Here is a 20521-nt window from a genome sequence, read left to right on the forward strand (position 1 = left end):
CTTTTAAATATAAAATACAAAACACGGATGATGAAGAGAATTTTCTTAACCATTTTATTATTATTCGTATTTGTCGGAAATGCTCAGCAAAGCACAGTTTCAAAAAACGTGTCTACTTTTACTATTGAATCACCTCAGCTAAAAACAACCAAAAAAATATGGCTGTATTTACCTGAAGGTTATTCGGCCTCAGTCAAAAAAAGATACAGTGTAATTTACATGCAGGATGCTCAAAACTTATTTGATGCTAAAACTTCTTTTGTAGGGGAATGGAATGTAGATGAAAAACTGGACAGCTTAAAAGCTCCCGTAATTGTCGTTGGAATCGAACATGGAAATGATAAACGAATAGATGAATTAACACCCTACAAAAATGAAAAATACGGAGGGGGAAAAGCAGATGATTATGTTGATTTTATTGTAAACACATTAAAACCTTATATAGACAAAAACTTCAGAACTAAACCAAAAGCTAAAAACACAACAATAATGGGAAGTTCATTAGGTGGCTTGGTTTCTTATTACGCTGCTGTAAAATATCCGCAGGTATTTGGAAATGCGGGTGTATTCTCTCCTTCATTTTGGTTTTCAAATGACATTTATACCTTCACAGAGCAATCACCAAAAATCAAAAGCCGATTTTACTTTTTATGCGGCGATAAAGAGGATGAGAATATGGTTGGAGATTTAACTAAAATGGAACGCTTATTGGATACAAAACGTTGTTATTGTCTGCATCTTACTAAAACAAAAATTATAAAAGGTGGTGAACATAATGAAAAATTATGGCGAGATGGCTTTGTAAAAGCTGTTTTGTGGCTAGGCTTTTAATATTAAAAAACAACAATCCTTATTATGAAATTAATTTTAAGAGAATACAATTTAAAACTAAAACACACTTTTACGATTTCAAGAGAATCGATTGATTTCCAGCCTTCATTAATAGTAGAGCTACAAAGTGATGGCTTTTCCGGTTTTGGAGAAGCAACTTCAAATCCATATTACAAAACTACGGTTTCGATGATGATGGCAGATTTAGAAAAAATCAGAGCCATTATTGAAGCATCAGGAACAGAAACTCCGGATGTTTTTTGGGCAAAAATTCATCCTTATTTAAAAGATGATATGTTTGCCTTATGTGCATTAGATTTAGCTTATAATGATTTGTATGCTCGAAAAAAAGGTAAAAAACTCCTCGAACTGTGGAATTATACCCCAGAAAAAAATCCGATGACCGATTACACAATCGGAATTGCTTCAATCGAGAAAATGGTCGAAAAAATGCAGGAACTTCCGTGGCCTATTTACAAAATTAAATTAGGTACCAAAGAAGATATTGCAATTGTAAAAGAACTTAGAAAACATACCAACGCTGTTTTTAGAATTGATGCCAACTGTGGCTGGGGCGTTGAAGAAACAATAAACAATGCAATCGAGTTAAAGAAACTTGGAGTTGAATTTCTGGAACAACCAATGAAAGCTGATAACTGGGAAGGCCACAAAGAAGTTTTTAAACATTCTGTACTCCCTGTAATTGCAGATGAAAGTTGTATTATAGAAGAAGATGTCGCAAAATGCTTCAATCATTTTCATGGTGTAAATGTCAAATTAGTAAAATGCGGCGGACTTACTCCCGGAAAACGCATGATCGAAGAAGCTAAAAAACTAGGTTTAAAAACAATGGTAGGCTGTATGACCGAATCTACTGTTGGAATTTCTGCCATTGCTCATCTATTACCTCAACTAGATTATGTAGACATGGACGGTGCTTTGTTACTGGCAGAAGATATTGCAACCGGCGTAACTATAAAAGATGGTGTTGTAAGCTATTCTGATCTTAACGGGACAGGGGTTACACTTCTATAAAATGATAGTCGAAGAATTTCCAGATCGAATCATTGAAATTAACCAGAAACAATATTTGTATTTTGGCGGAACTGCCTATTTAGGTCTTCCCACGCATAAAGAATTTCAGAATTTAGTTATTCAGAATATTCAAAAATGGGGAACGACTTATGGCAGCTCGCGAACAGCAAATATTAAGCTAAGTGCCTATGTTCATGGCGAAAGCTTTTTAGCTTCTCACATAGGTTCTGAAGCCGCTCTTACAGTTTCTTCGGGAATGCTGGCCGGAAAATTGGTTTTGGAAAAACTAAAAAAGCAAACTGATTGTTTTTTTCATCTAAATGATACACACTCGGCAATTAAAACTGAAGGTAGTTTACCCATTTTTGTAAATGACAAATTAAACGATCGCTTATCCGATTCCAAAAGGGAAAAAATAACAATCCTGACGGATGGTGTTCCATCATTTCAAACAAAACCAGCTGATTTATCCTTCTTAAAACAAATTTCCGGCATCAAAGAAATCACATTAGTTATTGACGAATCTCATTCTTTTGGAATTACAGGACAAAATGGTTGTGGGATTTATTCTTCAATTCTATATCCTATTAAAAGGAAAATAATGGTTTCATCTTTAGGAAAAGCATTTGGATTAACTGGCGGCGTTATTGCAGGCGATTTTGAATTTATTAGCGAAATAAAAGAGTTAGAAACTTTTACAAGCGCAGCCGGAATGAATCCGGCTTTTGTACAGACGCTTTCAGATGCAGCGGAGATCTACACTATACAACACAAGAAACTCATAGACAATTTAGAATATCTCGATTCTATTTTAATCAAAAACAATAATCTCAAATTTGATAAAAACTATCCTTTGATTTATCTTTTATCAAATGAACTGGTAGAAAAATTAAACCAGGAAAAAATCATTATTGCCAGTTTTAAGTATACTAAAGATGCTGAACCATTAAATCGAATTGTAATTACTGCCAATCATCTTAAAGAGGATTTAGATAAAATAATTACCATTTTGAATAGGTATTGATTTTGCAATAACTTCAAATAAAAAGAGGAAATTTCCAGTATTGAAATTTCCTCTTTTTTTTTATGAAACAGTCTTTATTATAGTACTACATTAATTGGCCCACCAAACTTTTGTTTCCATTCTATCAGCTCCCTGAACAGCTATTGCTGCATCATAATTAACAGAATTTAGTGTTTTTACATTAGCTCCGTAAGCTTGTCTTTGAGGGATTGTGGTAGAACCAATAGCACCGGCAGGTAATGTTAATGCTACTGCATTAGAACCAAATCTTCTCCATTCGTTCCATCCCTCATATCCCTGCATATATAAGGCAATATGTTTTTGATAAGCAATCGATTTTATGTCTGCATAAGGAAATTGAAGCACATAGGCGTCTGCAGCAACAGCTGAAACTCCCCATTGTGCCATCGAAGCTTTTATACCTTCGGTATAAAAAGTTGCTGCACTGCCCGAAATCCAGCCTAAAGAAGCTGCTTCAGCTTTAGCAAAATTAACCTGAGCATACGTATAGAAAAAAGCAGGAGCCGTTTTGTTTTTAATAATTGTATTGGTTATGAAAGAATAATTTACAATGTTAAGATTCCCAACAGACGAAGTCAGACCTCCTTGATATATTCCACCATTTGCTGCTTTTTCAGCAAATTTTTCCAATCTCGGATCCTGTGGTGCAGTATTAGTACCTGAACCAATTAACATGTTTACAAAAGGTTCACTGATCAAATAATCTGTTCTGGTTTCAAAACGATCCTCCCACGGATTATCATAAGCCTCATCGGTAATATACGGAAATGTTAAGTTCTGTAAATTTGAAGTAATCGTTCCTGCATCCATTGCTTCAGCAAATTTTGTTGCCGCATATCCGCCGGCAGCAGGAAATCTATTAGACAAACGTAAAGCCATCGTCATTTTTAACGTATTGGCAAAACGTTTCCATTCTGACATTTGTGTTGTTTTTACAGTAAAGATCACATCCCCTTTTGGACCAGCTCCGGCATCTATCAAAGCAACAGCATAATCAATATCTTTAAACAAACCATCATAGATCGCTTCCTGAGTATCAAACTTTGGGAACTGGCTTGATCCAACCTCTAATGCCTGAGAATAAGGCGCCATACCCCAACGATCTGTAATATGCTGAAAAACATAAGCCCTCAAAATCATTGCAACCGCAATCTGATTATTATTAGACCCATTTCCTAAAGCAGAAGCTGCTGTAGATGCATCTTTGTTAAGATTTATAACGGTTTGCAAATTGTTCAAAATCGATACATAAGCTGTAGTATATTCAAAATTGACCACATCATAAACGGTTTCTTTAGGATATTGTCCATTACTTATGTACTGCACATAACAAAGCGGTTCTGTCGCACTTAGCAGCGAAGACATTGATCTTTCTGCTCCAGTTAATAATGAAGCTGTATTAGCCACATTGGGATTATTTGGATTTAAATTTGTATCTCCAAAATCAGCATTGTCGCATGAAACTGAAAATAATGCAGCTGTCAATGCCATAATCGATGTTATAATTTTTTTCATTTTTAAATCATTATAAAGTTAAAACAACATTTAAACCAAGAGATCTGGCATTTGGCAATTGAGCCGTTTCTATAAATGGTGTGGTGGTAGTATTGTACGATTGCAGTTCTGAAGGATCTATATTGCGATTTGCCGCATAAATCAGCCAAAGATTATTAGCATAAACAGCAACATTAATTTTCTGAAAAGGTGTTTTTTGCAACGTATTCCTGTCCAAAGTATACCCCAGTCTAAGTGTTCTCAATTTCACATATGAAGCATCTTCCAAGAAAGGTTCGGTAATGGCTCTCATATTTGCCCAATATGTCTTGGTATTTACACGATAAGCAACATCATTGCCTGTAACTGCATCTACACCTTCTACTAAAAGTCCTCCAGAATTTGGAGCAGCCGTAGAGTTTAAGATTGTTGTTGTAGGTGAACTTACTCCTGCCAAATTTACAACAGGATCCCTTTTAGGATTTCCCAAATCATTATTACCAACGGTTTCAATACCTAAACCTGTTCTGTTAATAAGCGAATTAGAAACGGAATAATATTTACCTCCCTGCTGGAAATCAAAACCTAAACTCAGATCAAAATTTTTAAATTTAACAGATGTGGTTAAACCTCCTGTATAATTTGGCAGAACATTACCTAAATACACCCCTAATTCTCTCACATAAGCCCCCGATGAGTTAAGTTTCGCTTTTCCATTGGCATCTCTCTCAATTCTGCTTCCATAAATCGCACCCCATTTTTCTCCCACTTGTTCTACTAATTGAACATTTCCCATATTTGAATTTCCGGATTGAATAATATTTCTGGTAATTCCGGGTGCTATGGCAACAACTTGTCTGTCTAATGTGGCAAAATTTGCCCCAATATTCCATTCAAAACTGGATGTTTTAATAGGTGTTCCTGACAAAGCTATTTCAATTCCCTTATAAGTCTGCTTTCCTCCGTTTTGAAGCATTCCTGTTGTTCCTGTTGAAGCATCAAGACTTACGAGAGAAGGTAATTCGTTATCTAATCTGTCAAAATAAGAAACATCCAGCGAAAGTCTGTTGCTAAAGAATTTTAAATCCAGTCCATACTCTTTTTCCTGACGATTACCTCCTTTTAATCTGGGATTACTAGGCACTGATTGTGTAGACGACGTTGGATAAGTTCCATACGCAACACCCGTTACATAAATAGGACTAGTTTGATAAATTGCAGGAAACTGAGGAGCCATTGCAAATCCAGCTCTTATTTTTCCGAATGACAGAATTTTATTTTCAGGAATGAATTTAGAAAAAACAAAACTTCCTGAAAGACCGTAAGTAGTCAATTTATTATCATTAATATCTGCGGTTGAAGCATAATCATTACGATACGATCCATCAATATATAAAAAATCATCATAACCTGCAGATGCTGTTAAAAAAGCGGCTCGATTTTCTGATCTATATCTTTTATTATCAATAAATGGAGTTCCTACAGAAGTACTAATACTATAAAATCCCTCAGATACCAAACCTCCAACAGTATTACTCTGCATGTATGTCCTGTTGTAAAATTGATACTCAAATCCCAAGGTTCCGTTTATATCAAATTTGTTTATTTTCTTTTTATAATTTAAAATTCCTGATATCTCATCTTTATTAGTAACCTGAAGACTTTCCGCATAAGCAGGAATCGCTGCTCCTCCCCAGGCATTGGTAATATCATAATAATCAGATCCGATATAACTTTTTCTAAGCTCGGCAGTTGCAATAAAATCTTTAATAATTTCATAAGATCCGCCAATTTTGCCATTGAAAGATTTATAATCTTCCTCATTTGGCTGCTCATATTGATAAAAGAAAGGAGAATTCCATCCCACTGATTTTCCATTAGTCGGACTCATTCTATTCCAGGTCTCAATTTTACCGTTCATTCGATAATTGCGTAAATCATCCATATTTAATTGTCGCTGAAACCATTGTCGCAAGCTCGCTGCGACAGGAAGAATTAAATTGTTACGATTATATCCGGTAGTTTGTCTGTCCTGAAACAAGACTGTAGAGAACATTTTGAATTTTTTACTCAAATTAACCTCTGCAGTAAGATTAATATCATATTGTGTTCTCGCTGTATTTGGTACAATACCTTCTTTGTCTGTTTTTGTCAATCCAAAATTCACAGAAAAATCTTCTCCTCCTTTACTTACTGACAGACTTGATCTTTTAGTTACTCCGGTATTATAAAAACTTTTAACATTATTTGGATTTGGAGAATAGGTGGTTAATTGTCCAAATTCCGGCGTTCCTTCTTCCCAACTGTTCCAGGCACGAACCATTTGTCCCTGCATTCTGGGGCCCCAGCTCTCATCTGCAGTATAATCAATAATTTCCTGACCATCAAAAGCGGCAAAAGATACCGGATCGGTAGCGGGATTGTAAGTATATTTCGAAAAAGTCTGCGAATAGCCGCCACCATATTCATTTTGAAATTCAGGAAATAGATAAGCATTTTCTAAAGAGGTACTTAAATTAAACACTACAGAAACTGCACCTTTTTTCCCTTTTTTAGTTGTAATTACAATAGCGCCGTTTCTGCCTTCCGGTCCGTAAAGCGCTGTTGCCGAAAGTCCTTTTAAAGAGTTAATACTTTCAATACTCTCCGGGTTTATATCGCTTATTGAGGCTACTTTTATATTATCTACCACATACAAAACCCCGGTATTTCCTCGAAGTCTAAGTTCAGACGCTCTAAAGTCTCCACTAGGAGAACCCTGAAACTGTACCCCGGCAATTTTACCCGCCAGGGCATTATTTATATCTGCTTCTCTAACGGTAACAACATCTGCGACTTTTACTTTCTGAGTAGAATAGCCCAATGATTTTTGATCCCGTTTCAATCCTAATGCTGTAACCACAACTCCATCAAGCTCCTTTGCTGCCGAATTCATTTTGACATTAATTATCTCTCCTGCTACAGTAACTTTTGAAGTTTTATATCCCATAAAGGAAAAAACAAGAATTCCTCCCTTCTTACAGGTTATTTTATAATCTCCATCAAATCCAGACGAAGTACCATTTGTCTCACCTTCTTGTTGAATATTAACGCCCGGCATTGGCATTCCTTGTTCATCCGTTACAATTCCTTTGACTTTTATTTCTTGTGCAAACAAAATAGTTTTCACAAAAAAGAACGTAACAAAAGAAAAAATAATTTGTCTCTGTTTCATAAAACTTAGTAAAAAAATAGTTAGTAAATCCGTTTCATTTTAACGCAATTTAACACTTTATACTTACAAAAAGCTATTTCAAATAGTTAAATTGTAAAAAAAATCCTATTTTAATATATCTGTATGAAATGTTTATATTTTTAATTAAAAATGGTATTGCTTTTCCTTTTTTCTACTTTAATTATTCAACTCTTCCATTTATCGTTTTATAAAGAATGCAATTGCATAAAAAAATAAGGCTAACTAAAATTTAAAGGATATAGTAATGTACCTTTGTAAAAAATTAAATAATGACAAACAACGATATACTTAAGAAACTTCGCGTGGCTTTGATGCTCCGTGACGACCAAATAGTTGAAATTTTAGAATTGGTAGATTTTAGAATTACCAAGTCAGAATTGGGTGCTTTTTTCAGAGCCGAAGATCATCCTAATTACATGGAATGTGGCGATCAGGTTTTACGTAACTTCCTGAACGGATTGGTGATTCATCTGAGAGGAACTAAAGAAAATCCTAAAAACCCAACAGATGTTTTAGCGAAACATAAAGCAGAGATTCCGAAGAAAGAAACTTCTAAAGACAGACCGGAATTCAAAGCTGCTCCAAAAGATTCTGAAAAATATAGAGGTGATCAAAGCTCATCAAAGTCAGGTTCATCAACAGGAAAACCTAAAAAGAAAGCATTCCCAAAAGGAAATGGAAAACCATCTGTTGTAGAAAAAGTGGTTTTCAAAAACGGTAAGAATAAGAAATAGTTTTTACCGTAATTCCAATAATTTATCTGGAGCTAATATTTTTTAGCCACAGATTAAAATGATTATAATGATTTTTAAAAATCTGTGTTAATCTTTTTAATCTGTGGCTATATTTTTTGCGCTAAAATTTAAATCTTATTTTCTTCTATTTTATCAAAAAAAGCATCTTTAAAAGTAGCACCAATTGGCAATTCTTTTCCATTTAGAAAAACAGAAAAATTATCAGTCGATTCAATATGCTGTAAAGAAATTACATGTGATTTATGAATCTGAATAAAATCATTTTCAGGAAGTGATTCTATAATATTTTTTAATGATGAATGTGTAATAATCTGCTGTTTTGCAGTATGAATACAAACGTAATTCTGAAGACTTTCTACGTACAAAATATCGTTTAGAAAAATCTTCTGAAATTTATTTTTCCCATCTGTTTTGATGAATAGAAAATCAGGTGCGTTATTCTGATTTGACACAATCGTTTTTGATTCCGTATTCAACTTTGAAACCGCCTGATAGAAACGTTCAAATGAAATTGGTTTTAATAAATAATCAACCGCATTCAATTCAAAACCTTCTAAGGCAAAATCAGGATAAGCCGTTGTAAAAATTACTTTTATATCTTTTGAAATAATTCTCGAAATCTGCAAACCTGTTAATTGCGGCATCTGAATATCAAGAAAAATAACATCAACTGACTGTGTATTTAAAAATTCTAAAGCCTTTAATGAATCATTAAAAACGCCAGCTTTTTCAAGAAAATGAACTTTACCAATATAATTCTCCAGAATACGGGTTGCCGGTGGTTCATCATCAACAATAATGCATTTAAAAGCCATAAATTATTTTTTTAGCGGTATTTTTAAGTAGGTTTTAAAGGTATTATTTTCTTCCGTTTTTTCAAGTACAAATTTACCTTTATACATATATTCTAATCGTTTGGTCAGGTTATCAAAACCAATTCCGGTTGAAGAATAATTCTCGCCTTCAACAGTATAATTAAAAGTTGAAATTTCTAAAAAGTCTTCTTTTATTTTAATCAAAATAACTGCTTTTTCCTGCTCGCTGTTAAACTTTCCGTGTTTAAAAACGTTCTCTACAAAATGAATTAAGGCTGACGAGAGAATTTTTTCATTTGAATAATTTCCTTCAACTGAAAAGTCTAAATATAACTGATCTTCAAATCGTTTTTTCTGTAAATGAATGTAATTCTGAATAAACTGAATTTCTTTTGAAAGTACTGCCTCATCTTTATCTGTTTCTGTAATCACATAACGAAGTAAATCTGAAAGTACCAAAACATCTGAAGCCATTTCATCCTCTTTTAAAACCAACTGACTGTAAAAAGAATTCAGCGTATTAAACAAAAAATGCGGACTTACCTGCGCTTTCAACATTTGAAACTCTGCTTTTTTATTCTCCAGAAGCAATTCCTGATTTTGATGTTGCGTAGTATGAAACTGCCAAAACAAAAAAGTCAATGCACTTAAAAGTACAGCTGGCAATCCGAAGAAAAAATTGTCTTTTATATAATAGGTTATTTCTCTGGCTTCTTCATAGTAGTTGTGCATTCCGGTAATATTAAACATAACAACTTCTTGCAAAAAATAGCGAACAGCCGCAAAAAGCAATAGCGAAACTGGAATTGTCAGAATATAAAAAACTAATTTCTTCCTGTTTAAAAACCATTCACAGAAGTAATAAAAATTGAGAATGTAAATGCAAAATATTGCCAACAGATGAGTTGGCGTAATTCCATAACATATTGCTTTGATTACAATTTCTATTTTTTCATCATTAAGACCAATATCCCAGAAAATGTAGGTTAGAAATAATAAAAGGAAAAAGACAATGTGATAATAAAAAGGGATTTTTGATTTCATAGTTTTATGATAATTAGCTCAAAAATACAATTAAGACTTTAATCAAAAATGACATTTATTTAAAACATGCTTTTTTAGGGATGAACTATCAAAAACTTTACATGAAATTATTACTCTGCAAATTTCATGTGTTTATAAAATGAAATCCTATGTTCATCAAAAACAAAAAACAGAAGTCAAAAGACGGAATACATTTGTCATGAATTTAAAAACAAAACGTCATGCACAAAATCATTTTATTTCTTACAATTATTACATTAAACTTAACTTCTGCTCAAACTAAGAAAAAACAAATTTTATTAATTGGAACTTTTCATTACGCAAATCCAGGCCATGATATTGCCAAGATAAAAACTTTTGATGTAATGTCTGAGAAAAGCCAAAAAGAGCTCGAAATAATGAGTGACAAAATCAAGAAATTTGGTCCTGATAAAATTTTTGTAGAATGGAAATTTGCCAAACAAGCTGAATTAGACAAGTATTACAATAAAAACACCGACAGTTTACTCAAAAAAGATTTAAATGAAATTACTCAATTAGCATTACGTACTGCTAAAAAACTGAATCACAAAAAAATGTATGGAATTGACTATCGTACCCGTTTTCCTTATGATAGTTTAATGATGTCAATGGAAAAAGCAAATCAGAAAGATTTAATGAAAAAAACTACTGAGTCAACAGAAAGGTTTGTAAAAGATAATAACGAAAGAATGGCTAAAAGTTCTTTAACGGATCTTATGCTTTACTACAATGAAAAAGCCTCTAATGAAGATAACATTCAATGGTATTTGGAAGTAGCAAACAGGGCTGGACATCCAGACGATTTTACTGGTACTTCTTTAGTGTCAAATTGGTACAAAAGAAACTTATACATGTATTCTTTGGTTCAAAAATTAACCGAAAGCACCGATAATAAAATTATGGTTTTACTTGGAGCTGGACACGCTGCAATGCTAAGAGAATTTCTAGCACATGATCCAGAATTTGAAATCGTAGAATTGGCTACAGTTTTGAAATAGTAGTTTTCTAACAACATCATTAAACTTTGCGTAGACGCACTACAGTGCGCCTCTACGGTATACATTATCCATAAAAACAAAAAATCATGCAAAAAATCATTCTATTATTAGCTCTTATTACATTTAACATGACATCTGCTCAAACTAAGAAAAAACAGATTTTATTGGTTGGAACGTTTCATTACGCCAATCCTGGTCTTGACGTTGCTAAACTAAACAGTTTTGATATCTTGTCTGAGAAGAGCCAAAAAGAACTCGAAATAATGAGTGACAAAATCAAAAAATTTGGTCCAGATAAAATATTTGTAGAATGGGAATTTAATGAACAAGCCGATTTAGATAAGTTTTACAATAAAAACACCGACAGTCTTTTTAAAACTAATAAAAACGAAATAACACAACTGGCACTTCGCACGGCTAAAAAACTGAATCATAAAAAATTATACGGAATGAATCTCTATACTCCTTTTCCATATGACAGTTTAATGATGTCAATGGAAAAAGCAAACCAACAGGATTTATTGAAAAGAAATAATGAGTGGAAAAAAAGGAATGAAAAAGACCATAATGAAAGAATAGCAAAAAGCTCATTACAAGAACTCATGCTACATTACAATAAAAAAGAAACCGAAAATAAAAACATCCAATGGTATTTGGAAGTAGCAAATAGAGCGGGAAATCCAGATGATTTTACAGGACCGTCTTTAGTTTCAAATTGGTACAAAAGAAACTTATATATGTATTCTTTAATTCAAAAATTAACTGAAAGCACAGATAATAAAATAATGGTTTTAGTAGGCGCCGGTCATGCCGCATTGATCAGAGAATTTATAACACATGATCCAACATTTGAGATTGTAGAATTGGCAACTGTTTTGAAATAAAGACAATTTAACCGCAAAGAGCGCAAAGAATTTAATCTAACATTGTCCCTATAAACGCAAAGTTCGCAAAGCTATAATGATAAAGCTTTGCGAACTTCTCGTTTAAAAATACTTTAACCAATTACTCAATCTACGCATTGCCAACGGTTTCAACCGTTGGAGCGCAATATAATCACAACCTGCGTCCCCAATCCCCGTGGTTGAAACCACGGGCTATAGTTGAAATTAGGAAAATTATATGGATAACGCTTTGCGAACTTTGCGTTTGTATTTACAATCCTTGGCAAAAAACCTTGCGTACTTTGCGGTTAAAATAATTCCAAAAAAAAATCCCTCCAATGATTGGAGGGATTTTCTATATAAATTGATTTCTTATTTAATTAAGAAAGTGCAGCTTTAACTTGGTCAGCAGCTTCTTGGAATTGAGTAGCTGATAAGATTGGCATACCAGAGTTGTCAATTAATTCTTTTGCAATTTCAGCATTTGTTCCTTGCAAACGAACGATGATTGGCACATTGATAGCGTCTCCCATGTTTTTGTAAGCATCAACAACACCTTGAGCAACACGGTCACAACGAACGATTCCTCCGAAGATGTTAATTAAAATAGCTTTTACGTTTGGATCTTTCAAGATAATTCTGAAAGCTGTCTCAACACGTTTTGCATCAGCAGTTCCACCAACGTCAAGGAAGTTAGCAGGTTCAAAACCAGCATATTTAATTAAATCCATAGTTGCCATTGCAAGACCAGCTCCGTTTACCATACATCCTACAGTACCGTCAAGATCTACATAGTTTAGACCAACTTCTTTCGCTTCAACTTCGATTGGATTCTCCTCACGGATATCTCTCATTTCAGCATATTTAGGTTGTCTGTATAAAGCGTTATCGTCGATGTTAACTTTAGCATCAACAGCCATAATTTTATTATCAGATGTTTTTAAAACCGGGTTGATTTCAAACATAGAAGCATCAGAACCAATGTAAGCATTGTATAATGCATCGATGAATTTCACCATTTCTTTAAAAGCATTTCCAGAAAGACCTAAATTGAAAGCAATTCTTCTAGCCTGGAAACCTTGTAATCCTACATTAGGATCAACTTCTTCAGTAAAGATTAAGTGTGGAGTATGCTCAGCAACTTCTTCGATATCCATTCCACCTTCAGTAGAATACATAATCATGTTGCGTCCTGTACCTCTATTCAATAAAACAGAAACATAAAACTCAGAAGTTTCGCTTTCACCTGGATAATAAACATCCTCAGCTACTAAAACTTTGTTTACTTTTTTACCCTCAGCAGAAGTTTGAGGTGTAATCAATTGCATTCCGATGATTTGTTCTGCTAACTCTTCAACTTGTTGTAAGTTCTTAGCCAACTTAACTCCACCACCTTTTCCACGACCACCTGCGTGAATCTGTGCTTTTATTACATGCCATCCTGTACCAGTTTCGGCAGTTAATTGTTTTGCAGCAGCTACAGCTTCAACCGCATTATTAGCTACAATTCCGCGTTGAATGCGTACTCCGTAACTTGCTAAAATTTCTTTTCCTTGATATTCGTGTATGTTCATAATATAGAATTTGTCTGGTTCTGAATTTAGTTCAGAATAAAAGTGCGACAAAAGTAGCAAAATTCAACTTAATAGTAAAATCTTTTTCCAATTAAAAATGAGTCAAATTAATATTAACTGTGAATTCATTTTCAAAGAAAATAAATCGTTAAGCAATCACTGTTTAATTGTTAACTAAAAAACACTATATCGTTTGAGATTTAACAAAAATACCAACGAATTCAACACCTAAACAACGATTTTTCCTAATATATTTTAAAACATATTGTCATTTTATCATTTCGCCATGCCTTAAATAACGATTTTATTAATTAAGAAGTCTTTTTCTAATATTACAGCAAAAATGTAAGTCAAATTACGATTTCAATACATTATATTTAACGAAATCTTTATTTTTGTAGAAAAAATATCAAGAATGAGAGTTAAAGAACAAGGGCTTTATTTGCCTGAATTTGAACACGACAATTGTGGTGCAGGATTTATTTGTAATTTGAATGGTATTAAGTCAAATGATATTATTCACAAAGCATTAGACATCTTAATTAAATTAGAACATCGTGGTGCCGTTAGTTCTGATGGAAGAACTGGTGACGGAGCCGGAATTTTATTCGACATTCCTCATGATTTTTTTAAGAAAGTATGTGACTTTGAAATCCCTGAAACGCGCGAGTATGCAGTAGGAATGGTTTTTTTACCAAAAAGCAAAAACCAGGTTTCTTTTTGTATTAATGCCTTTGAAGCAACTATTAAAGATCAGAATTTAAAGATCTTAGGTTGGAGAGATGTGCCAGTTGACGTTGAAAATTTAGGACAAATTGCCGCAGAAAAAGAACCAACAGTTAAACAAGTTTTTGTTTCTAAAAACGGACAGGATTTAACTGAACAAGAATTTAATGCAAAACTTTTTGCAGCTAGAAAAATTGCTGAACATGCCGTAAGAGGGTCCAAAACTTCAGAAAGCCACATGTTTTATTTTACTAGTTTATCGACCACTACTATAATATATAAAGGTCTATTGATGCCGGAAGACATCAGCCGTTATTATATAGATTTGAAAGATCCAGACCTGGTGACGCGTTTAGCACTTGTACACCAGCGTTTCTCTACCAATACATTCCCATCCTGGGACTTAGCTCAACCGTTTAGATACATGTGTCATAATGGTGAGATCAACACACTTCGTGGAAACGTAAGCCGTATGCGTGCTCGTGAAGAGCTTATGCAGAGTAAAGTTTTTGGCGATGATATCAAAAAATTATTCCCAATTATCTTAGAAGGAAAATCAGATTCTGCTTCTATGGATATGGTGGTTGAACTTTTATTAATGACAGGTCGTTCACTTCCAGAGGCAATGATGATGGTTGTTCCTGAAGCTTGGGAAAAACACCAGACAATGTCTCCTGAGAAAAAAGCTTTTTACGAGTTTAATGCTTGTATTATGGAGCCTTGGGATGGTCCAGCTTCTATTCCGTTTACAGATGGAAACGTAATTGGTGCTTTATTAGACAGAAACGGACTTCGTCCTTCTCGTTATACATTAACACACAGCGGTTTCGTAATCATGTCATCAGAAATTGGTGTACTAGACATCGATCCGGAAGATGTAATTCAGCACGGTCGTTTAGAGCCGGGAAAAATGTTCCTGGTTGACATGAACGAAGGTCGTATTATTGAAGACGAAGAAGTTAAGAAAGCGATTGTTACAAAACGTCCTTATCAACAATGGATTGATGAAAACTTATTGCCATTAGCAAAAGTTCCCTACACTAACAACCCTACTCCTGTTGAAAAATTAGATTTCCAAACCAGACAACGTTTATTTGGTTATACAATCGAAGATTTAAAAACAATCATCAACCCGATGGGAGGACAAGGAGCTGAAGCAATCAGTTCTATGGGTAACGATACGCCTTTGGCAGTATTGTCAGATCAGCCACAATTGTTGTACAACTACTTCAAACAATTATTTGCTCAGGTAACTAACCCTCCTTTGGATGGTATTCGCGAGGAAATCATTACTGATATCAGTTTAGCAATTGGTGGAGATTTCAATATTTTTGAAATTGAATCTAAACAATGCAAAAAACTAAAAATCCAAAATCCGGTTATTTCTAATGAGGATTTGGATAAAATCAGAAATATTGATCACGCAGATTTCAAATCGGCTACTATTTCTACGTTATACAAAATAGAAAAAGGAGTTAATGGTTTAGAAAGAGCACTTGAAAAATGTGTTCAGGCAACTTTCAAAGCTGTAAATGAAGGATGTAATGTTATCATTCTTTCAGATAGAGGCGTAAGCGAGCAATTGGCTCCAATTCCAATGTTATTGGCTTGTTCTTACATTCACCATTCATTAAACATTTTACAGGTTCGTTCTAAATTCGGAATCATCATCGAATCTGCAGAACCTCGTGAGCCTCATCATTTTGCTTTATTGTTCGGATACGGTGCAAGTGCAATCAATCCTTACATGGTAAACGAAATCATTTACGATCAGGTAGAACAAGGTTTCATTACAGGAGTAAAAGCAGATTATGCTGTTGTAAACTACAACAAAGCGATTGCAAAAGGAATCGTTAAAATCATGAACAAAATTGGTATCTCTACATTACATTCATACAGAGCTGCTCAGATTTTCGAGATTTTAGGTTTAAACAAAACATTCACATCTAAATACTTCCCTTACACTCCATCAAGAATTGAAGGTATTGGTTTAATGGAAGTAGAGAAAGAAGTTAAGAAACGTTTCCAAAAAGCTTTCCCAAATTCAAAAGTTGCTAGTTTGCTTTCTCTTGAAATTGGAGGTATTTACAGATGGAGGCGTGGCGGTGAAAAACACATGTTTAACCCAACCACTATTTCTAAATTACAACAAGCGGTTCGCTTAAACAGCCCTGAAAGTTATAAAGAATACTCAAATGCCGTTAACGAGCAAAGCTCAAACTTAATGACGATTAGAGGTTTATTTGAATTCAACAATTTAGATCCAATTTCTATTGACGAAGTAGAACCTTGGACAGAAATTGTAAAGAAATTCAAAACGGGTGCAATGTCTTACGGATCTATTTCTAGAGAAGCACACGAGAATTTAGCGATTGCAATGAACAGAATTGGCGGAAAAAGTAACTCTGGAGAAGGTGGGGAAGATCCAAAACGTTTCCAGAAAGAAATTAACGGAGATTCCAGAAACTCTGCAATTAAACAAGTTGCTTCAGGACGTTTTGGTGTTTCGATCAACTATTTGACAAATGCTAAAGAAATCCAGATTAAAATGGCTCAGGGAGCAAAACCTGGTGAAGGCGGACAATTACCTGGAGAGAAAGTAGTGCCTTGGATTGCTGAAACCAGAAACTCTACGCCTTATGTAGGTTTAATTTCACCTCCTCCTCACCACGATATTTACTCCATTGAGGATTTATCTCAGTTGATTTACGATTTGAAAAATGCCAATCGTGAAGCACGTGTAAACGTAAAATTAGTTTCTGAAGTTGGAGTTGGAACCATCGCTGCCGGTGTTGCCAAAGCAAAAGCTGACGTTATCTTAATTTCTGGTTACGACGGAGGAACGGGAGCTGCACCATTAACATCTTTACAACACACAGGTATTCCGTGGGAACTTGGTTTAGCCGAAGCTCAGCAGACTTTGATCTTAAACGATTTAAGAAGTCGTGTAGTTTTAGAATGTGACGGACAGTTAAAAACAGGACGCGACGTGGCGATAGCAGCTTTATTAGGAGCTGAAGAATTCGGTTTTGCAACTGCACCGCTTGTAGCTTCGGGATGTATCATGATGAGAGCTTGTCATTTAAATACTTGTCCGGTTGGTATTGCAACTCAGGATCCTGAATTGAGAAAAAATTTCAAAGGAACTCCAGAGCACGTCATCAACTTCATGTATTTTATTGCTGAAGAATTAAGAGAAATCATGGCGCAATTAGGTTTCAGAACTTTAAAAGAAATGGTGGGTCAGTCACAAAAATTAAATGTGAACAAAGCGATCAAACATTACAAAGCAAATGGTTTAGATTTATCACCAATTCTATACAAACCGGAAAAAGCGAAAACACAGCCAAATCACAATACAACACAACAAGACCACCAACTTGAAAATGTATTGGATTTTGATATCATCAAAGAAGCGATTCCGTCTATTTATAGAAAAGAAAAAACAAGAGTAACCTTTAAAATTAAAAATACAGACCGTTCTGTAGGTGCTATTTTGAGTAACGAAATCTCAAAAATTTATGGCGCGCAAGGATTACCTGATGACACTATTTTAGTTGATTTTGAAGGTTCTGCCGGACAAAGTTTTGGTGCTTTTGCAACAAACGGGTTGTCGTTTAAAATTCACGGAAACTGTAATGATTATTTAGGAAAAGGTCTTTCCGGAGGAAAACTAATTGTAAAAGTACCTCCTACTGCAACTTTCAAACCTGAAGACAATATCATTATCGGGAACGTTGCCCTTTACGGAGCTATTACCGGAGAGGCTTATATTAATGGAATGGCCGGAGAGCGTTTTTGTGTGAGAAATTCCGGAGCAACAGCAGTTGTTGAAGGAATTGGAGATCACGGTTGCGAGTACATGACCGGTGGTACAGTAGTAGTTTTAGGAAAAACAGGAAGAAACTTCGCAGCTGGTATGAGCGGTGGTGTTGCTTATGTTTACGATCCGAAAAACAGATTCGATTCAACGGTATGCAACATGGAAATGGTTGCCTTCGATCCTTTGGAAGAAGAAGATGTTACTAAACTAAGACGATTGATCAAAAATCACTCATTGTACACCAGCAGTCCATTAGCAAAAAGAATTTTAGCAGACTGGGAAAACCAACAACAGCACTTCGTAAAAGTAATGCCAACTGATTACAAAAAAGCATTACAAAGAATTGCAGAAGAGAAAAAAATAGAAGAATTAATAGCTGGATAAAAATCAATTTCAAAAAATAAAATTCCAAATTCCAATGGCAATATCAGTGGCAATGTCTTCCTGAGCGAAGTCGAAGGATTGGAATTTGGACTCGAGCGATAGCGAACAGGCGAAGCAATTTAAAGAAATTGGAATTTAATTTAAAATGTCATGGGTAAAATAGGCGGATTTAAAGAATATAACAGAGCCGACGAAAGTAATTTAGCAGTAGCAGAACGTGTTTCAAACTACAACGAATTTACTATTCCGTTAGCAAAAGATAAAATAAAAGAACAAGGTTCAAGATGTATGGATTGTGGTATTCCATTTTGCCACAGCAGTTGTCCATTAGGAAATTTAATTCCTGACTTCAACGACATGGTGCATCAGGAAGAATGGCAGAGTGCATTAGAGATTTTGCAATCGACTAATAACTTTCCAGAATTTACAGGACGCTTATGCCCTGCTCCATGTGAGAAATCATGTGTATTAGGCATCATCAAAGATCCTGTTGCGATAGAAAACATCGAGAAAAACATCGTTGAAAGAGGTTTTGCAGAAGGATGGATCAAACCACAAACTCCTAAAAAGAGAACCGGAAAAACTGTTGCTGTTATTGGTTCAGGTCCTGCGGGACTTGCAGCTGCTCAACAATTAAACAGAGCTGGTCACACGGTTACTGTTTTTGAAAGAGACAATGCAATTGGAGGTTTATTACGTTACGGGATTCCAAATTTCAAATTAGAAAAAGGAATTATCGACAGACGTGTAGCAATTCTTGAAGCAGAAGGAATCACTTTCAAAACTGATGTAAATGTTGGTGTAAACTTTAGCGTAGCCGAATTAAATGCATTCGATTCTATCGTTTTATGCGGAGGAGCAACAGAAAGAAGAAGCCTTCCAACTAAAGGAATCGAAAGCAAAGGTGTTGTTCAAGCAATGGATTTCTTAACACAGCAAACTAAAGTTTTATACGGAGAATCAATTCCAGATCAGGTTAAAGCAACTGGTAAAGATGTAATCGTTATTGGTGGTGGAGATACTGGTTCTGACTGTATTGGAACTTCAAACAGACACGGAGCTAAATCGGTAACTAACTTTGAGATTTTACCTAAACCTCCGGTTGGAAGAAGCGAGTCAACTCCTTGGCCTTTCTGGCCGCTGCAGTTAAAAACATCTTCTTCTCACGAAGAAGGTTGCGACAGAAACTGGTTAATCAATACTAAAGAATTCATTTCTAACGATAAAGGTGAATTAACCGGATTAAAAACGGTTGAAGTGCAATGGAAAATGACTCCGGGTCAACGTCCTGAATTAATAGAAAAAGAAGGTTCTGAGAAAATCTGGCCTTGCGATTTAGCTTTATTAGCTTTAGGATTTACAGGTCCGGAGAAAACTCTAAGCGAACAATTAGGCATCGAAACTGATTTTAGAAGCAATTACAAAGCAACTAATTATCAAACAAACGTTCCTCACATTTTCACTGCAGGTGATATGCGAAGAGGACAATCATTAATCGTGTGGGCTATTTCAGAAGGTCGCGAAGCAGCAAGAGAGGTAGATTTGTTCCTTATGGGATCTACAAACTTGCCTACTAAAGGAAAAGGAGATCTTCCGAGCCTATAATTTTTCTAAGGTTCTGAGGTAGTAAGATGCTAAGGTTCTAAGATACTGAGTTTCTCTCTTAGAATTTTATTTACTCTTATTCCAATAAACAACATAACTACTAACAAACCCTTGAATTTATATTCAGGGGTTTTGTTTTGTTTTTTAGCCACAGATTATCATGATTAAAAGGATTTTTTTTCTGCCACAACTCGAGCGATAGCGAACAGGCGAAGCAATTACACAAATTTTCACTAATTTTTATTTTTTGGG

13 protein-coding genes are annotated in these 20521 nt (G+C 34.7%); 8 read left to right on the forward strand and 5 right to left on the reverse strand.

The annotated features are described in order from the left end of the window. The first annotated feature begins 30 nt into the window (after window positions 1–30). Genes OLM51_RS17220 through OLM51_RS17230 form a run of 3 tightly spaced genes read left to right on the forward strand, consistent with a single transcriptional unit; the run spans window position 31 to window position 2890 of the window. Window positions 31–831, forward strand: a complete 801-nt coding sequence (locus OLM51_RS17220) for an alpha/beta hydrolase (protein WP_264551830.1) — start codon at window positions 31–33, stop codon at window positions 829–831. Window positions 832–855: 24 nt separating this feature from the next. After that, window positions 856–1866, forward strand: coding sequence for a dipeptide epimerase (locus OLM51_RS17225; protein ID WP_264551831.1), 1011 nt, complete (start codon window positions 856–858; stop codon window positions 1864–1866). Window position 1867: 1 nt separating this feature from the next. After that, window positions 1868–2890 carry an aminotransferase class I/II-fold pyridoxal phosphate-dependent enzyme gene (locus OLM51_RS17230; protein WP_264551832.1) on the forward strand — a complete coding sequence of 341 codons (1023 nt, stop codon included), beginning with the start codon at window positions 1868–1870 and terminating at the stop codon, window positions 2888–2890. A gap of 90 nt (window positions 2891–2980) precedes the next feature. Here OLM51_RS17230 and OLM51_RS17235 read toward each other — a convergent pair whose 3' ends face one another. Then, window positions 2981–4426 (reverse strand): SusD/RagB family nutrient-binding outer membrane lipoprotein, encoded by a 1446-nt coding sequence (locus tag OLM51_RS17235; protein WP_264551833.1) that lies wholly within the window; start codon window positions 4424–4426, stop codon window positions 2981–2983. Window positions 4427–4436: 10 nt separating this feature from the next. Beyond that, the gene (locus OLM51_RS17240; protein ID WP_264551834.1) at window positions 4437–7619 is read right to left on the reverse strand and encodes a SusC/RagA family TonB-linked outer membrane protein; all 3183 of its coding nucleotides are present in this window, start codon (window positions 7617–7619) and stop codon (window positions 4437–4439) included. A gap of 290 nt (window positions 7620–7909) precedes the next feature. On the opposite strand from OLM51_RS17240, the gene OLM51_RS17245 reads away from it, so the two are divergent. After that, complete coding sequence (locus tag OLM51_RS17245) at window positions 7910–8374, forward strand: DUF1456 family protein (RefSeq protein WP_264551835.1); 465 nt, start codon at window positions 7910–7912, stop codon at window positions 8372–8374. A gap of 128 nt (window positions 8375–8502) precedes the next feature. Here the strand turns inward: OLM51_RS17245 and OLM51_RS17250 are convergent, their stop codons facing one another. After that, window positions 8503–9210, reverse strand: coding sequence for a LytR/AlgR family response regulator transcription factor (locus tag OLM51_RS17250; RefSeq protein ID WP_264551836.1), 708 nt, complete (start codon window positions 9208–9210; stop codon window positions 8503–8505). Window positions 9211–9213: 3 nt separating this feature from the next. Continuing rightward, on the reverse strand, window positions 9214–10254 hold the full coding sequence (locus OLM51_RS17255) for a sensor histidine kinase (protein WP_264551837.1): 1041 nt from the start codon (window positions 10252–10254) through the stop codon (window positions 9214–9216). A 221-nt stretch (window positions 10255–10475) separates the two neighbouring features. On the opposite strand from OLM51_RS17255, the gene OLM51_RS17260 reads away from it, so the two are divergent. Both OLM51_RS17260 and OLM51_RS17265 read left to right on the forward strand, forming a co-directional pair. Further along, window positions 10476–11273 carry a DUF5694 domain-containing protein gene (locus OLM51_RS17260; RefSeq protein WP_264551838.1) on the forward strand — a complete coding sequence of 266 codons (798 nt, stop codon included), beginning with the start codon at window positions 10476–10478 and terminating at the stop codon, window positions 11271–11273. An 86-nt stretch (window positions 11274–11359) separates the two neighbouring features. Continuing rightward, window positions 11360–12157 carry a DUF5694 domain-containing protein gene (locus OLM51_RS17265; protein WP_264551839.1) on the forward strand — a complete coding sequence of 266 codons (798 nt, stop codon included), beginning with the start codon at window positions 11360–11362 and terminating at the stop codon, window positions 12155–12157. Between the two features lie 380 nt (window positions 12158–12537). Here OLM51_RS17265 and sucC read toward each other — a convergent pair whose 3' ends face one another. Beyond that, complete coding sequence (gene sucC / locus OLM51_RS17270; protein ID WP_264551840.1) at window positions 12538–13731, reverse strand: ADP-forming succinate--CoA ligase subunit beta; 1194 nt, start codon at window positions 13729–13731, stop codon at window positions 12538–12540. Window positions 13732–14146: 415 nt separating this feature from the next. Here sucC and gltB point away from each other — a divergent pair, with 415 nt between their 5' ends. Continuing rightward, window positions 14147–18664 carry a glutamate synthase large subunit gene (gene gltB / locus OLM51_RS17275; RefSeq protein ID WP_264551841.1) on the forward strand — a complete coding sequence of 1506 codons (4518 nt, stop codon included), beginning with the start codon at window positions 14147–14149 and terminating at the stop codon, window positions 18662–18664. A gap of 150 nt (window positions 18665–18814) precedes the next feature. Further along, window positions 18815–20269 (forward strand): glutamate synthase subunit beta, encoded by a 1455-nt coding sequence (locus tag OLM51_RS17280; RefSeq protein WP_264551842.1) that lies wholly within the window; start codon window positions 18815–18817, stop codon window positions 20267–20269. Window positions 20270–20521: the final 252 nt, after the last annotated feature.

This window comes from Flavobacterium sp. N2038 (genome assembly GCF_025947185.1).
In the GTDB taxonomy this organism is placed as follows: Bacteria; Bacteroidota; Bacteroidia; order Flavobacteriales; family Flavobacteriaceae; genus Flavobacterium.

Coding starts and splice junctions, on each gene's coding strand:
- OLM51_RS17260 (WP_264551838.1), top strand. CDS start 10,476: ATGCACAAAATCATTTTATTTCTTACAATTATTACATTAAACTTAACT.
- OLM51_RS17265 (WP_264551839.1), top strand. CDS start 11,360: ATGCAAAAAATCATTCTATTATTAGCTCTTATTACATTTAACATGACA.
- OLM51_RS17250 (WP_264551836.1), bottom strand. CDS start 9,210: ATGGCTTTTAAATGCATTATTGTTGATGATGAACCACCGGCAACCCGT.
- gltB (WP_264551841.1), top strand. CDS start 14,147: ATGAGAGTTAAAGAACAAGGGCTTTATTTGCCTGAATTTGAACACGAC.
- OLM51_RS17240 (WP_264551834.1), bottom strand. CDS start 7,619: ATGAAACAGAGACAAATTATTTTTTCTTTTGTTACGTTCTTTTTTGTG.
- OLM51_RS17255 (WP_264551837.1), bottom strand. CDS start 10,254: ATGAAATCAAAAATCCCTTTTTATTATCACATTGTCTTTTTCCTTTTA.
- sucC (WP_264551840.1), bottom strand. CDS start 13,731: ATGAACATACACGAATATCAAGGAAAAGAAATTTTAGCAAGTTACGGA.
- OLM51_RS17225 (WP_264551831.1), top strand. CDS start 856: ATGAAATTAATTTTAAGAGAATACAATTTAAAACTAAAACACACTTTT.
- OLM51_RS17235 (WP_264551833.1), bottom strand. CDS start 4,426: ATGAAAAAAATTATAACATCGATTATGGCATTGACAGCTGCATTATTT.
- OLM51_RS17280 (WP_264551842.1), top strand. CDS start 18,815: ATGGGTAAAATAGGCGGATTTAAAGAATATAACAGAGCCGACGAAAGT.
- OLM51_RS17230 (WP_264551832.1), top strand. CDS start 1,868: ATGATAGTCGAAGAATTTCCAGATCGAATCATTGAAATTAACCAGAAA.
- OLM51_RS17245 (WP_264551835.1), top strand. CDS start 7,910: ATGACAAACAACGATATACTTAAGAAACTTCGCGTGGCTTTGATGCTC.
- OLM51_RS17220 (WP_264551830.1), top strand. CDS start 31: ATGAAGAGAATTTTCTTAACCATTTTATTATTATTCGTATTTGTCGGA.